This window comes from Mesorhizobium sp. L103C119B0 (assembly GCF_000502235.1).
Lineage (GTDB): Bacteria > Pseudomonadota > Alphaproteobacteria > Rhizobiales > Rhizobiaceae > Mesorhizobium.
On record NZ_AYXE01000012.1, the window covers coordinates 12589 to 25691 of the forward strand.

Genomic DNA, 13103 nt, shown 5'->3' on the forward strand with positions numbered 1-13103 from the left:
AACTTCGATTTATGCGCGCAGCGATCTCAATTCGTTAAGCTACGTTCGAATGATTAAGAGACTGTTTGCCATATGAGCCGTTCGTGGTCGCCAAGGCCGCGCCGGCGATACCATCCGCCGCCGCCGCGAAGCCTGTGGCGCAAGCTGCTGGATTACGCGCTGACGGTCATTCTGCTCGGCCTGCTGATCCTGCTCGCCGCACGCCTCGACCGTTTCGAGACGCGCAAGGCGCAAGGGGCGGCGATCGTCAACGATGGCGATTCACTCACCCTTGGCACCGAACGTATCCGCATGCGCGGCATCGACGCTCCGGAATACCAGCAGATCTGCCGTAGGGATGGCGCAGACTACGCTTGCGGCAGGCTGGCACGCCAGGCGCTGGTGCGGCTGATATCAGGCAATCCGGTGACCTGCAGCGGCTGGCAGCGCGACCGCTACGGCCGCCTGCTCGGCGATTGTAAGGCCGGTGGCAAGGATCTCAACCGGGCCCAGGTTGAGGCCGGCTGGGCCATTGCCTATGGCGATTTCGACGCCGAGCAGGCCATTGCCCGCGCCGGCAAGGTTGGCATCTGGGCCGGCACTTTCGATGCGCCGCAAGAGTGGCGCGAAAGCCACCACGACGGCCCGCTCGAAAGAAAGCACGGCACGCTGGCTTCGGTCGGTGATGCCTTGCGAGAGATGTTTCGCTTCTGGTGACGAGCACTATAGTTGAAGGACCAGATCGGGAGGATAAGCATGAAACTGTTCGACGGCGGCCGCGCCCCCAACCCGCGGCGAGTACGGGTTTTCCTCGCCGAGAAGGGCATCGCAGTGCCGCTGGTGCCGGTCGACATGGGTGCGATGGGGCACAAGCAGGAACCGGTCAGGTCGCGCAACCCGCTGCAGCGGCTGCCGGTGCTCGAGCTCGACGACGGCACCATTCTCACCGAATCCGTCGCCATCTGCCGCTATTTCGAGGAACTGCATCCCGAACCGGCGCTGTTCGGGCAAGGCGCGCTCGGCAAGGCCAAGGTCGAGATGTGGCAAAGGCGCATGGAGTTCAATCTGCTCAGCTGCGTCGCCCAGGCTTTTCGCCACATCCATCCGGCGATGAAGGAATGGGAAATTCCGCAGATCCCCGAATGGGGCGAGGCCAACAAGGCGAAAGCGGTTGAATTCCTGAAACTGCTCGACCCCGAACTGGCAAACCGCGAATTCGCCGCCGGCGACGCCTATTCGATCGCCGATATCACCGGCATGATCGCCATGGATTTCATGAAACCGGCGCGCATCAAAGTGCCGGACGAGTGCACAAACGTGCTGCGCTGGTACAGTGCCGTCTCCAGTCGCCCGAGCGCTTCCGCCTGATGGAGGCGGAACTCGAACGCCTGACGGCAAAGGTCCGCGCCTGCCGCATCTGCGTCGACACTCCAGTCGGCAGGCCACTGCCGCACGAGCCGCGCCCGGTGCTGCTGCCATCATCCAGCGCCCGCATCCTGCTCGCCGGCCAGGCGCCAGGCACAAAGGTGCATTCGTCCGGCATGCCGTTCACCGACGCGTCCGGCGACCGCTTGCGAAGCTGGCTGGGCGTAACCAGCGAGGAATTCTACGACACGGAAAAATTCGCCATCGTGCCGATGGGGTTCTGCTTCCCCGGCCAGGACGCAAAGGGCGGCGACCTGCCGCCGCGCCGAGAATGCGCGCTGGCCTGGCGCGCGCCGCTGATGGCGCTGATGCCGCAGATCGACCTCGTCTTGACAATCGGCTCCTACGCGCAATCCTGGCATATGGGCGCCACGCGCCGGCCGTCGCTGACCGAAACCGTGAAGGACTGGCGCACCATCTGGGATGCGCCGGCCAGCCTGAAAGTGCTGCCGCTGCCACACCCGTCATGGCGCAACTCAGGATGGCTGAAGCAGAATCCATGGTTTGAAATGGATTTGCTGCCGTTTCTGAGATCGGAAATCCGCTATCGCATAGATTAGACTTTAAGCAAGATATCACTCGCTTTTGTGCCATCCGGCAGAATTTCTTTCTTGTGAAAGGTCGAAATAAGAGGGAGTATAGCCAATCTATTCCCAAAGCGCGTCGCGCCCGAGGGAACGCGGCCTGCACCAGGAGCACCTTAATGGATCGCCTCGACAGAAAAATTCTCCGCCTCCTGCAGGAGGACGCGACGCTCGCGGTTGCCGATGTCGCCAAGAAAGTCGGCCTGTCGACGACGCCGTGCTGGCGCCGCATCCAGAAGCTGGAGGAAGAGGGCGTCATCAAGCGGCGCGTCGCCATCCTCGACCACGAAAAGGTCAATGTGCGCGTCACCGCCTTCGTGTCGATCCGCACCAATTCGCACAGCCATGAATGGCTGCGGCGTTTCTCGGAAGTCATCCAGGAATTTCCCGAAGTGGTCGAATTCTACCGCATGAGCGGCGACGTCGACTATCTCCTGCGCGTCGTGGTGCCCGACATCGCCGCGTATGACGCCTTCTACAAGCGGCTGATCGCCAAGATCGAGATCCGCGACGTATCGTCGTCCTTCGCCATGGAGCAGATCAAGTACACGACCGAAATGCCGCTCGACTACATGCTGCTGGACAAGGAATCCGGCGCCAACGCGGCCTGAGCGCGGTTGTCCGTGACTGGGCGGTGACGCTGCACAGCAGGCGGCGCTTAGTCTTTCTTTTTGTTGAGGAAACTCCAGGGCGAGTTGACCGGCAGCGTGATCGTGTCCGGCACCGTGTCGACTGCCACCACATCGGCTTTGCGTAGGGTGTAGCCGGACTGGATGATGCTGACGCCGTCGAGAATGAACAACTGGCTCTTCTCCAAGCCGGGCCGCAAGGCGCCGGTCACGGCAACCGACTCATAGGACTGCGACATCTTGTAGGGACGGGCCGGCGTCACCAGCACGATCTGGTTGGGCGGCGGCGTCGGCATGTGGCTGCAAGCGCCTGTCCACGGCACCAGCAGGAATTGGTAGACGAGATCGCCATCACGGTCGACCGGCAATGCGTAGCCGGCTAATTGTACTATCTTGTCTTGCAGGTTGAGCGACAATGTCTCGCCACGATCGGGCAGTTTTGCCGCAATCATCGGCAGGCCGGCATCTTCGGCCACCGCCTGCGTCGCAGGACGCAGATCTTTCCAGAAGATGTGCGCGGTTTGGCCTGAGGCGTTGGTAGCGGTGAACACCAACAACGCGGCTGCAAGCGCCAAGGTCGATTTGAGAGGACTGCTCATCGGCCGCTTCCTTTGTGCAGGAGTAAAGACGCCGCGGCCGATCGCGTCAACGCTCGAGCCGCATCACATGTCTGCGAGAGCCGGCCATGCCGACCTCATGGAACCCGCGAGCGATGAACATGTCGCGAAACCCCATGAAACGGTAGCTCGGCGATGCCTCGCCGACCGGGTAGGCCTCGATCACGCCGGCGCCCTTGGCAAAGGCGTGATCTATGGCAGCGTCAAGCAGCGCGGCCGCCAGCCCGCCGCCGCGCAGCGCCCTTGGCACATAGAAGCAGACGATCGACCAGATGCCGGTCTCGTCATCGTCCTATTGCGACGTCAGCTTCCGATATGTCTGGCGCGGCGCGACCGAGCACCAGCCGACGGTCTTGCCGTCAATCTGGGCCAAGATTCCGACCGGCGTGCCGGCCTCGACAAGCGCCATCATGGCCCGTTTCAACTCGGCGTGCTGAACATGCTCGCGGCGGCCGGGCAGGGGCCGCCAGGCCATGCACCAGCAATACTTCGGACGCCCTTGCGCTTCGAAGAGGCCTTCGAAATCGGCGCGCGTCTGCCGCGTCACCTCGGTGAACCGGACGTTGGCCAGGTCAGCCTTTTCTGGGGGCGATCCGCTCGATGATCTTGGCATTGGTGAGTTCCCGTACGGCGTCCTTGCCAATCCAGCGAGCCGTCTTGTCGGTCTACTGGGCCAGCCGTTCGGCCACGGCAAGGGCAGCACCGTGCATCTCCAACGATCGCTTGCCGATCGAACGAAGCGCCCAGTTTGCCGCCTTCTTCACGAAATTGCGGCTGTCGGCGGCATGCGCTTCGATGATCGGCAGGAAGCCGAGGAAAGTCGCCACCGGCTCCTGCTTCCGGTGCACGACGGACCACGCCATCATCGCAAAGGCCGTGCGTCGAACGAACTCGCGCTCGTCCGCCGCGAACTCTTCAATCAGCTCCTTCCAGGCGTCCGTGTCGACGAAGAGATCGGAGACGCCGTCGACGATATCCCAGGAATCGAAGGACGCGGCCCATTGTCGTGCATCCGCGGCTGAGAAGCGCTTCGGGTCGGCCGTGACGGAAGCGATGAACTGCGCCTCCATGATGCCGGTCTGCCAAAGCTCGAAAGCACGCTCGTGGTTGCGCTTGATCTTTTTGGCGATCTGCCGCTGCATGCCATGCGAGATGCCGAGCGCGCGCTCGATCTTGATGCCGTAGCGCAGCATACCGCGGCGATTGTCCTCCGAGCCGATCGAGCGCAAATGGGCGACGATCTCATCGGCGCTCGATTGGGGCGAAAGCTCGGCCATTGCGAACGCCTATTTTTCCAGGCGCGCCAGCAGGGACGAGGTGTCCCAGCGCTTGCCGCCCATCGCCTGCACATCCTTGTAGAACTGGTCGACAAGGGCGGTCACCGGCAGTCTCGCGCCATTGCGGTCGGCTTCATCGAGGCAGATGCCGAGATCCTTGCGCATCCAGTCGACGGCAAAGCCGAAATCATATTTACCGGCATTCATCGTCTTGTGGCGGTTCTCCATCTGCCAGGACCCGGCAGCGCCCTTGGAAATCACCTCGATGACCTTCTCGATGTCGAGCCCGGCCTTCTTGCCGAAATGGATGCCTTCGGCCAGTCCCTGAACCAGCCCGGCAATGGTGATCTGATTGATCATTTTCGTGAGCTGGCCGGCGCCCGACGGACCCATCAGCCCGACCATCCGGGCAAAGGCGTCGATGACCGGCCTGGCCTTGTCGAAGGCAGCCTGCTCGCCGCCGACCATCACCGTCAGCACGCCGTTCTCGGCGCCCGCCTGCCCGCCGGAAACCGGCGCGTCGAGGAAGGAAAAGCCGGCCTTTTCAGCGGCGTCGGCCAGTTCGCGCGCGACTTCGGCCGAGGCGGTGGTGTTGTCGATGAAAACGGAGCCTTTTTTTATCGCGGCGAAGGCGCCATCGGCCCCGGTCGTCACCGAGCGCAGATCGTCGTCATTGCCGACGCAGGAGAAGACGAAATCCTGGCCCTCTGCGGCCTCTGCCGGCGTCAAAGCAAGCTTGCCGCCATGCTGGGCAACCCATTGCTCGGCTTTCGCTGCGGTGCGGTTGTAGACGGTGACCTCATGGCCACCTTTGTTCCTGAGGTGCCCGGCCATGGGATAGCCCATCACGCCAAGACCGAGAAATGCCACAGATGCCATGGGTTTGCCCTTCAGATGAAAGCGAAATTGTCAGCGCAAGCTCTAGGCACTGCACACAATTCGTCAAGACGCGCATGAGCCGATCGACTGGTACAGCCGACCGCTCAGCGGATCAGATGAATGGTGATCCGTCGCTCGATCCATTCGACGCCGTGGCGCAGGATCTCGACCATCACCAGATAGACGATGGCGACCCAGACATAGGCCTGGAAGTCGAAGGACTTGGCGTAGGCGAGCTTCGCGTTGCCCATCAAATCATAGACGGTGATGATGGCAACGATGGCAGAGGCCTTGATCATCAAGACGAGCTCGTTGCCGTAGGGTCGGAGCGCCACGATAAACGCTTGCGGCAGGATGACCTTGCGCAGCGTCTGCAGCTTGTGCAGGCCGAGCGAAGCAGCGCCCTCCCATTGGCCCCTCGGAACACTCTCGATGGCGCCGCGCAGGATTTCGGCCTGGTAGGCGGCGGTGTTGAGCGCGAAGGCGAACACACCGCAATTGAAGGCGTCGCGGAAGAACCACCACAGCCCGACGGATTCGAGCTGCACCCGGAATGAGCCCAGGCCGTAATAGACGAGATAGACCTGGACCAGCAGCGGCGTGCCGCGGAAGAAGTAGACGTAGCAATAGGCCAGGACGGACAGATAGCGGTTCTTCGACATGCGGGCATAGGTGACGGGCAGCGAAAAAAGCGCGCCGAGCACCATCGAGATGGCCACCAGCGCAAGCGTGGTTCCCAAGCCCTGCAGATAGGCCGGCGCGTATCTGGCGAAGAATTCGCCATTCCAAGCGTAAACCAGATAGACGGCGATGCCGATGCCGAACAGGATCCAGAAGCCGACCAGCGCGTAGCCGACGATACGGGCCCGCGGCCAGCCTCGCGCCCGTGGTGGTGGCTTCTCGATGCCGACGGCGGCGCGCGTCACGACGCTCATCGTGCCTCCCTCCTCCCGAGCGAACGCAGGATGAAGCCGGTGGCGATCGACGACAGGATGGCAAGGATAAGGAACACCATCGCCGCGACGCTGTAGAACAGGAAGGAATGTTTGGTGACACGGGCCGCCACGCCGGCGTTGCGCAAGGTTTCAGCCAGATTGACGACCGACACCAGGGCCGTGTCCTTGAGCAGGCTCAGCCAGCAATTCTCAAGGCCGGGGAAGGCGATGCGCAGCAGCTGCGGCAGGATCACCTTGCGCATCGTCTGCCATTTCGACAGCCCGATCGCATAGCCGCCCTCATACTGGCCCTTCGGAATGGCGCGAAAGGCCGACAGGAAGACTTCGCTGGAATACGACGAAAAGATCAGCGACAGCACGATCATGCCGGCGAGGAAGCTGTCGACATCGACCGTCGCTTCCGGCCTGAACAGACGGATGACATACTGCAAGAGGATCGGCATGCCGAAGAAGAACAGGAAAAGCGTCACCAGTTCCGGCAGTCCGCGAAACACCGTGGTGTAGATGTTGGCAGCCACGCGAAGCGACGGCTCTTCGGATTGTTTTGCCCAGGCGACGAAAAAGCCGATCGTCAGGCCGATCGGCAGTGTCGCCAGCGCGAGCGCAATGGTGACCAGTGCGCCATAGGCAATATCGTCAATCCAGCCATCGGGTCCCCAAGTGAGAAGTATCCATATGTTCTGGCTTGGCATTGACGGGTCTTGTCTCCACTTCTGTCAGGCCAAGGCGGCAGCAGGAAATTTCCCCTGCCGCCTTGTTTCAGACGATCAGGACTCGGCGCCGAAGACGTCGAACTTGAAGTACTTGTCGTTGATTTCCTTGTACTTTCCGTTGGCGCGGATTGCGTCGATGGCGCTGTTCAACTTGTTGACCAGATCCGTCTCGCCCTTGCGCACGGCGATGCCGGCGCCCGGTCCAAAGATATCGACCGGCTGCGGCGAAGGCTGGCCGAGAATCTTGCAGCAGGCGCCATCAGGCGAATCCAGGAACTGTTGCAACACGACGATATCGTCCTCGATCGCGTCGAGACGGCCATTGGCGAGATCAGCCTGCTCTTCGGGGCTGCTCGGATAGCCCTTGACCGTGCTGTCCGTATAGGTTTTCGAGGCATAATTGAAATGCGTCGTGGTGGTTGCGACGCCGATGGTCTTGCCGGCCAGGTCTTCCTTGGTCACGCCCTTGAGGGTCGAATCCTTGGGTACCGCGATCGCCGACGGCGTGTTGTAGTATTTGTGGGTGAAGTCGACCTTCTCGGCGCGCTCCGGCGTGATCGACATCGAGGCGACGATGGCGTCGAACTTGCCGGCCTGCAGGGCCGGAATGATGCCGTCCCAATCCTGGGCGACGAAGGTGCACTTGACCTTCATCTCGTCGCAGAGCGCCTTGGCGATGTCGATGTCGAAGCCCACGAGCTGGCCGTCGGAGGTCAGGTTGTTGAATGGAGGGTAGGCGCCTTCGGTGCCGATTCTCAGGGTCGTTTCCTGAGCCTGGGCGACGCCGAGCGTCAGCAGCGCAGCCGATGCGGCGAGCGCGATACGCAGTGCAATACGCATGATAGTCCTCTCTTTATGGCTCCCGGCCGTCGTTCCGGAACGGCTCTGTGGGGCGGTGCTTTTGACCGCCCGCTGGCGCGATACTCCCACTGTTTTCGGGAGAAAAGCAACTGTAAAACCGTTGCTTGCGGGATTTGCGGGTCCAGCCAATGCTGACGCCGGGTTAATGCATGTCGCCCAAAAGTGTGCAGCGGTTTTGGGACAACGACATGCATAAATAAAACAACCTGAAGCGCGTCGCATGAGGCCGTTCGGCGCGACGCGCTCAGACAATGCAACGGCTGAAGAGGGCGGCTGAACCGGGCTCGGGCAGGGGCCTCAAGGTTTGAGGCCGGTCATGCGCTCGATGAAGTCGGCTATCCCTCCCGTGTCGTCGAGATCGAACACAGGCAGGCTTTCGCCGGCAACCGCGAAGTCTGCGGCGATCGCCACGATATGTCCGTCGTTCGCCGACAGCGGCGAACGGTCCTTGGCATCGAGGCGCCGGGTCTCGATCTTTTTGTGCGCCTCGCGCTTGTAGCCTTCGACCAGCACGATGTCGCATAGGGCCAGCCGCGACAGGACCGCCTCCAGCGTCGGCTCCTCCTCACCGCGCAATTCATGCATCAGCGCCCAGCGTTTGCCCGACACCACCGCGACCTCGGTGGCGCCCGCCTGGCGGTGGCGAAAGCTGTCGGCGCCAGGCTTGTCGATGTCGAACTCATGATGGGCGTGTTTGACCGTCGACACCGTCCAGCCGCGCCGGACGAGCTCTGTGACCAGCTTCTCGGTCAGTGTGGTCTTGCCGGAATTCTTCCAGCCGGTGATGCCGAAGATGTTCATGGGCCGATGCTCTGCAACAGACGCTCGGCCACCGCAAGGTCGTGCGGTGTGTTGATGTTGAAGAACGGGTCGATCTCGTCACTGCCGTGGGTCAGCAACGGAAATTCCACTTCGACACAGTCGTGCCGCTCGATGAAGGCGGAGACGCGCCTGTTGTCCTCGTCGATCAGGAAATGGCGCAAGGCCTCACGCAGCCCGAGCGGCCACAGCGCAAAGGTCGGATGCCGCCTGCCGCCGGAACTGGCAACAGCGATGGAGCCTGGTCGCTCGTCAACAGCCGCAGCCAGCCTCTCGACCAGGTCCACCGGCAGGAACGGCGTGTCGCCGGCGGCCGTCGCCAATGCCTTGAAAGCGGTATTCGCTGCCGCCCATTCGAGGCCGGTGAGAATTCCGGCCAGCGGTCCGGCATAGCCTTCCACCGCATCGGCGAGAACCGGAAGACCGGCCGCGGCGAAGCGCGCCGGGTCACTATTGGCGCTGAGCGCCAGCGATCCGACCTGCGGCGCCAGGCGGGCAACGACATGGTCGAGAAGCGGACGCTCGCCAAGCGCTAGCAAAGTCTTGTCGCCGCCGCCCATGCGCCGTGACAGGCCTCCGGCCAGGATAATTCCTGCAATGTCTTGGCTCATGGCCAACCTATATGCCGTCCGGCGCCATGTCGGGTCCAGCGCTTTCGGCCGCCGGCTTCTGCCGGCCGACGACCCGTTCGCGATAGAGCGCGTAGAGGCCGGAGCCGATGATGATGGCGGAGCCAACGATCATCGGCAGGTCGGGGACATCGCCGAAGATGATGAGGCCAAGCAGCATCGACCAAAAGAGGGCGGTGTAGCGGAATGGCGCAATGAAGGAGATGTCGCCGGCCCGCATTGCCATGATGATGAACTGGTAGCCGATCAGCACCAGCACCGCCGCCAATGCCAAAAGTGCCGTGCCTTTGCCGGACATCGGCGTCCAGCCACCCATCGGCGACAGCAGCACGGCGCCAACGATGGTCATGGCGATTGCCGTTGCCGTCGACACCAGCAAGGTCGGGATAGCCCTCGGGATGCGCTTGGTGGCGAGGTCACGTACTGCGCAACAGGCGACGCTGACGAGTGCGTACAGCGAATAGATGCTGAAGCCTTCGAAGCCTGGCCGCACGATGATCAGCACGCCGCCAAAGCCGACCGCGATCGCCAGCCAGCGCCGCCAGCCGACCGCTTCGCTGAATACGAGTGCCGCCCCCATCGTCACCGCCAGCGGCAGCGCCTGCAGCACCGCCGAGACATTGGCGATCGGCAGATGCGCCAATGCGACAAGGAAGGCGACGGTGGCGCCGGCCTCGGCGACCACGCGAAGCGCCACCAGCGGCTGCAGCATCGAGCCCGGCCGTGCGAGCGCGCCTTGCTGCCAGGCGAGCAGGCCGACGAGCAGCGACGCAAAGGCGCCGCGCACCAGCATGACCTGCGCCATGTTCATCGATTCCGACGAGAACTTGGTGATGGCGTCGTTGAGGGTGAAGCCGATCATGGCCACCATCATGCACAGCGCGCCGCGAATGTTTGGGGAAAGAGGCAAGGGCGTTACCGGTTTTGCAAGAGCAATTCCAGGAAAAGTGTGAAACGGTTTTCCGTCCGGAATTGCGTGAAAACAAAGAATAAAGCGGTTCGACGTTTCGGCGAAACGGTGAACCGCTCAAGCCTGTAGCAGCCGGCGGCAAGACAGCAACGTCAAAGAAATAGGCCACGGATTTTCACCCGTGACCCATAGAAATCCCTGAGAGGGCTGGCCGATGACCGGCAGGCTCATTTCGGCGTCAGCACCTCGGTGCCGCTGCCGTTCTTGCCGGCGATGGTCCACAGGCCGTGCAGCGAGCCGTCATCTTCTACCTTGTAGACGACGAGACCGATTTCCTTGCCCATGACATAGCCGGCGGAGAAGGCATCGTCGTTGCGCATGCAGATGCCGTCCGACGATGATCCGCCCGTCTCCCAATGGATGGTGCAGGTGGTCTCGCTGGTCAGTGTGATGGTGGCTTCGCCGCCATATTTCGAGCCGTCGAAATTGGTGCCCGCAACGGTGTAGCTGCCACTGATGGACTGTGCTGCTGCCGGCGCGGCGGCAAACCCAAGCATTGCAAGAGAAAGTAAGAATGTGCGCATGTCGTATTCCCCCAAACCGAGCGACGAGCCGCTATAGGCCGAAATTTAGGGCGGAACGCGATGGCGGTAAATCGGGTTTGCAGCGTCGAGAGCGATTTATTCCCAGTGTTGCTCAGCCCCATGCAGGCTGTCGCCGATAGCGCCGACCAGTGGGTCGTACTTGGCCTTGAGCGAGGCGGGATATTCGATCCAGACTGTATGGATTGCATCCTCTTTTTCGAAGACGATTCGGGTATAGAAGATCTTGTCGCCTTTGGTGCCTGAGACCACTGCCCAGTTCTTACCGGTTTTGCTGTAAGTGACCTTTTCCCCAGAGTCAGGGTCGGCTTTTTCCTTTTCAACCAGATTGTCGGGCGTATCTTCCGTCAGCTTGTATCCGCCGTAACAGGACAAGCTCGCACCATCGGGGCTAGCCCATTTTCGACCGTCGCCATTGAGGGACTCAGGCATCGGCTTGCTGAAAATCTGGCTCGGGAACGTGCACACCGTGCCATAGCGCGCATTGATGTAGGTGAACGGCTTTGCGAGCGCCACTGTGGTCGCCAATGATAGGGCCACGACCAGCGCTGACAGCCCGGTTTGGCAAACACGCTGCATGGAAATCCCCCTCGCTTCCAACGGAAGCATTCTGCACCAATCGCGGAGAAAATCAGCCGCCGGTGACGCTCATATGTCTCGACACCGACGGGCGGCTGGTGCGGCGGTCGATGATGAAATCATGGCCTTTCGGCTTGCGGCCGATCGCTTCGTCGATGGCAGCAGCGACCAGCTCGTTGCCTTCCGAGGCACGCAACGGCGCGCGCAGGTCGGCGGCATCCTCCTGACCCAGGCACATATAGAGCGTGCCGGTGCAGGTCAGCCGCACGCGGTTGCAGCTTTCGCAGAAATTATGCGTCATCGGCGTGATGAAGCCCAGCCTGCCGCCGGTCTCTGCGACATGGACGTAGCGGGCCGGACCGCCGGTCTTGTAGGGGATGTCGCTCAGCGTGAACTGGCGCTCGAGCGAAGCGCGCAGCAGCGATAGCGGCAGATACTGGTCGGTCCGGTCGGCGTCGATCTCGCCCATCGGCATGGTTTCGATGACGGTCAAGTCCATGCCGCGGCCATGTGCCCAGCGCATCATCTCCGGCAGTTCGGCGTCGTTGAAGTCCTTCAGCGCAACGGCGTTGAGCTTCACCTTCAGCCCCGCCGCCTGCGCGGCATCGATGCCTTGCATGACCTTGCCGAGATGGCCCCAGCGGGTGATGGCGTGGAACTTGTCGGCATCGAGCGTGTCGAGCGAGACATTGATGCGCTCGACACCGCAATCGGCAAGCTCAGCGGCAAAGCGCGACAGCTGCGAGCCATTGGTGGTCAGCGTCAACTCTTCCAGCGCGCCGCTCTTCAAGTGCCGCGACAACTGGCGCACCAGATGCATGATGTTCTTGCGCACCAGCGGCTCGCCGCCGGTGAGGCGCAGTTTGCGCACGCCCTTTTCGATGAAGACGGTGCAGAGCCGGTCGAGTTCCTCGAGTGACAGCAGGTCCTTCTTGGGCAGGAACGCCATGTCCTCGGCCATGCAATAGGTGCAGCGGAAATCGCAGCGGTCGGTGACCGACACGCGCAAGTAGCTGATCGTGCGACCGAAGGGATCGATCATGTCCATGCGTTCAAGCATTCCCGTGGCTGCGAGTGGCGCCGTTATATACGGCTATGTGATACGATCCAACCCGCCATTCAAGATAGCCGCTCTCGATCTTTGGTGACATTCCCTGGCCGACATCCGGTGTCGGCCGGGTCCAAATGGCCTTTTCCGCTCGCGCGAAGCAGCGTAGGGAAGGGCGGATTGACGGGATGCAGAACAATGACGGCGCCGAAGGAACTCAGGGTCTCGAAGGACAGAAAACTGCTGTCCGTCACCTTTCCCGATCATCGGCCGTTCGAACTGCCGGCCGAACTGCTGCGCGTCGCTTCACCCTCGGCCGAGGTGCAGGGCCATTCGCCGGACCAGCGGGTGACGGTTCCCGGCAAGCGTAACGTTGCTATCCTGAAGATCGAGCCGGTCGGCAACTACGCCGTGCGCATCACCTTCGACGATTTCCACGACACCGGCATCTTCACCTGGAATTACCTGCACACGCTTGGCCACGAAAAGGACGCGCGCTGGAATGCCTATCTCGCCGAGCTCCAGGAGAAGGGACTGAGCCGCGACCGCTAGTTCGGCACTGTCGGCAAAACGTCATTGACTGGGGGTAACGCTGG

Annotated in this window: 18 protein-coding genes and 1 pseudogene; 5 read left to right on the plus strand and 14 right to left on the minus strand. The window is 62.0% G+C overall.

Annotated features, from left to right (window positions below):
- The first annotated feature begins 72 nt into the window (after positions 1 to 72).
- The 4 genes from X728_RS147085 to X728_RS147070 all read left to right on the plus strand — a co-directional run bounded on the left by X728_RS147085 (position 73) and on the right by X728_RS147070 (position 2599).
- Complete coding sequence (locus tag X728_RS147085; RefSeq protein ID WP_023832155.1) at positions 73 to 696, plus strand: thermonuclease family protein; 624 nt, start codon at positions 73 to 75, stop codon at positions 694 to 696.
- A gap of 39 nt (positions 697 to 735) precedes the next feature.
- Positions 736 to 1347: a glutathione S-transferase gene (locus X728_RS147080; protein WP_023708349.1), complete on the plus strand. Its 612-nt coding sequence runs from the start codon at positions 736 to 738 to the stop codon at positions 1345 to 1347.
- Positions 1347 to 1964 (plus strand): uracil-DNA glycosylase family protein, encoded by a 618-nt coding sequence (locus X728_RS147075; RefSeq protein WP_023708350.1) that lies wholly within the window; start codon positions 1347 to 1349, stop codon positions 1962 to 1964. The genes X728_RS147080 and X728_RS147075 overlap by 1 nt, the downstream gene beginning before the upstream one ends.
- Before the next feature lie 143 nt (positions 1965 to 2107).
- Positions 2108 to 2599, plus strand: coding sequence for an Lrp/AsnC family transcriptional regulator (locus tag X728_RS147070; protein WP_023832156.1), 492 nt, complete (start codon positions 2108 to 2110; stop codon positions 2597 to 2599).
- A 47-nt stretch (positions 2600 to 2646) separates the two neighbouring features.
- On the opposite strand, the gene X728_RS147065 is transcribed toward X728_RS147070, so the two are convergent.
- The 14 genes and pseudogenes from X728_RS147065 to moaA all read right to left on the minus strand — a co-directional run bounded on the left by X728_RS147065 (position 2647) and on the right by moaA (position 12507).
- Positions 2647 to 3216, minus strand: a complete 570-nt coding sequence (locus tag X728_RS147065; protein ID WP_023832157.1) for a DUF3299 domain-containing protein — start codon at positions 3214 to 3216, stop codon at positions 2647 to 2649.
- Between the two features lie 46 nt (positions 3217 to 3262).
- Positions 3263 to 3508, minus strand: coding sequence for a GNAT family N-acetyltransferase (locus tag X728_RS1000000171665; RefSeq protein WP_280791736.1), 246 nt, complete (start codon positions 3506 to 3508; stop codon positions 3263 to 3265).
- Between the two features lie 18 nt (positions 3509 to 3526).
- Entirely contained in the window at positions 3527 to 3847 is a 321-nt protein-coding gene (locus tag X728_RS1000000171670; protein ID WP_245266171.1) for a hypothetical protein, read from the minus strand.
- A pseudogene (locus tag X728_RS01000000166930) lies at positions 3807 to 4511 on the minus strand (DNA alkylation repair protein). The gene X728_RS1000000171670 and the pseudogene X728_RS01000000166930 overlap by 41 nt, the downstream one beginning before the upstream one ends.
- 9 nt (positions 4512 to 4520) lie before the next feature.
- Positions 4521 to 5390 carry an NAD(P)-dependent oxidoreductase gene (locus X728_RS147060; RefSeq protein WP_023755279.1) on the minus strand — a complete coding sequence of 290 codons (870 nt, stop codon included), beginning with the start codon at positions 5388 to 5390 and terminating at the stop codon, positions 4521 to 4523.
- Between the two features lie 104 nt (positions 5391 to 5494).
- Positions 5495 to 6325: an ABC transporter permease gene (locus X728_RS147055; RefSeq protein WP_023832158.1), complete on the minus strand. Its 831-nt coding sequence runs from the start codon at positions 6323 to 6325 to the stop codon at positions 5495 to 5497.
- Positions 6322 to 7038: an ABC transporter permease gene (locus X728_RS147050; RefSeq protein WP_023669007.1), complete on the minus strand. Its 717-nt coding sequence runs from the start codon at positions 7036 to 7038 to the stop codon at positions 6322 to 6324. The genes X728_RS147055 and X728_RS147050 overlap by 4 nt, the downstream gene beginning before the upstream one ends.
- A gap of 75 nt (positions 7039 to 7113) precedes the next feature.
- Positions 7114 to 7899, minus strand: coding sequence for an ABC transporter substrate-binding protein (locus X728_RS147045; RefSeq protein ID WP_023688509.1), 786 nt, complete (start codon positions 7897 to 7899; stop codon positions 7114 to 7116).
- Positions 7900 to 8217: 318 nt separating this feature from the next.
- Entirely contained in the window at positions 8218 to 8721 is a 504-nt protein-coding gene (mobB, locus tag X728_RS147040) for a molybdopterin-guanine dinucleotide biosynthesis protein B (RefSeq protein WP_023832159.1), read from the minus strand.
- A complete protein-coding gene (gene mobA, locus X728_RS147035) occupies positions 8718 to 9350 on the minus strand; it encodes a molybdenum cofactor guanylyltransferase MobA (protein ID WP_023706846.1) in 633 nt (210 codons plus the stop codon). Before mobA ends, mobB begins: the two co-directional genes overlap by 4 nt.
- A 7-nt stretch (positions 9351 to 9357) precedes the next feature.
- Positions 9358 to 10278 (minus strand): DMT family transporter, encoded by a 921-nt coding sequence (locus tag X728_RS147030; protein WP_023832160.1) that lies wholly within the window; start codon positions 10276 to 10278, stop codon positions 9358 to 9360.
- Between the two features lie 227 nt (positions 10279 to 10505).
- Positions 10506 to 10862 carry a hypothetical protein gene (locus X728_RS147025; protein ID WP_023832161.1) on the minus strand — a complete coding sequence of 119 codons (357 nt, stop codon included), beginning with the start codon at positions 10860 to 10862 and terminating at the stop codon, positions 10506 to 10508.
- Positions 10863 to 10958: 96 nt separating this feature from the next.
- Positions 10959 to 11459 carry a hypothetical protein gene (locus tag X728_RS147020; RefSeq protein WP_023832162.1) on the minus strand — a complete coding sequence of 167 codons (501 nt, stop codon included), beginning with the start codon at positions 11457 to 11459 and terminating at the stop codon, positions 10959 to 10961.
- A gap of 52 nt (positions 11460 to 11511) precedes the next feature.
- The gene (gene moaA, locus X728_RS147015) at positions 11512 to 12507 is read right to left on the minus strand and encodes a GTP 3',8-cyclase MoaA (protein WP_031195678.1); all 996 of its coding nucleotides are present in this window, start codon (positions 12505 to 12507) and stop codon (positions 11512 to 11514) included.
- Positions 12508 to 12705: 198 nt separating this feature from the next.
- Here moaA and X728_RS147010 point away from each other — a divergent pair, with 198 nt between their 5' ends.
- Complete coding sequence (locus X728_RS147010; RefSeq protein WP_023668999.1) at positions 12706 to 13059, plus strand: DUF971 domain-containing protein; 354 nt, start codon at positions 12706 to 12708, stop codon at positions 13057 to 13059.
- Positions 13060 to 13103: the final 44 nt, after the last annotated feature.

Bases quoted from the DNA above. Each gene is read 5' to 3' on its own strand.
- X728_RS147075 (WP_023708350.1), top strand. From the start codon at position 1,347: ATGGAGGCGGAACTCGAACGCCTGACGGCAAAGGTCCGCGCCTGCCGC.
- mobB (WP_023832159.1), bottom strand. From the start codon at position 8,721: ATGAACATCTTCGGCATCACCGGCTGGAAGAATTCCGGCAAGACCACA.
- X728_RS147080 (WP_023708349.1), top strand. From the start codon at position 736: ATGAAACTGTTCGACGGCGGCCGCGCCCCCAACCCGCGGCGAGTACGG.
- X728_RS147025 (WP_023832161.1), bottom strand. From the start codon at position 10,862: ATGCGCACATTCTTACTTTCTCTTGCAATGCTTGGGTTTGCCGCCGCG.
- X728_RS147065 (WP_023832157.1), bottom strand. From the start codon at position 3,216: ATGAGCAGTCCTCTCAAATCGACCTTGGCGCTTGCAGCCGCGTTGTTG.
- mobA (WP_023706846.1), bottom strand. From the start codon at position 9,350: ATGAGCCAAGACATTGCAGGAATTATCCTGGCCGGAGGCCTGTCACGG.
- moaA (WP_031195678.1), bottom strand. From the start codon at position 12,507: ATGGACATGATCGATCCCTTCGGTCGCACGATCAGCTACTTGCGCGTG.
- X728_RS147085 (WP_023832155.1), top strand. From the start codon at position 73: ATGAGCCGTTCGTGGTCGCCAAGGCCGCGCCGGCGATACCATCCGCCG.
- X728_RS147060 (WP_023755279.1), bottom strand. From the start codon at position 5,390: ATGGCATCTGTGGCATTTCTCGGTCTTGGCGTGATGGGCTATCCCATG.
- X728_RS147010 (WP_023668999.1), top strand. From the start codon at position 12,706: ATGACGGCGCCGAAGGAACTCAGGGTCTCGAAGGACAGAAAACTGCTG.
- X728_RS147070 (WP_023832156.1), top strand. From the start codon at position 2,108: ATGGATCGCCTCGACAGAAAAATTCTCCGCCTCCTGCAGGAGGACGCG.
- X728_RS147050 (WP_023669007.1), bottom strand. From the start codon at position 7,038: ATGCCAAGCCAGAACATATGGATACTTCTCACTTGGGGACCCGATGGC.
- X728_RS147020 (WP_023832162.1), bottom strand. From the start codon at position 11,459: ATGCAGCGTGTTTGCCAAACCGGGCTGTCAGCGCTGGTCGTGGCCCTA.
- X728_RS1000000171670 (WP_245266171.1), bottom strand. From the start codon at position 3,847: ATGCCAAGATCATCGAGCGGATCGCCCCCAGAAAAGGCTGACCTGGCC.
- X728_RS147055 (WP_023832158.1), bottom strand. From the start codon at position 6,325: ATGAGCGTCGTGACGCGCGCCGCCGTCGGCATCGAGAAGCCACCACCA.
- X728_RS147045 (WP_023688509.1), bottom strand. From the start codon at position 7,899: ATGCGTATTGCACTGCGTATCGCGCTCGCCGCATCGGCTGCGCTGCTG.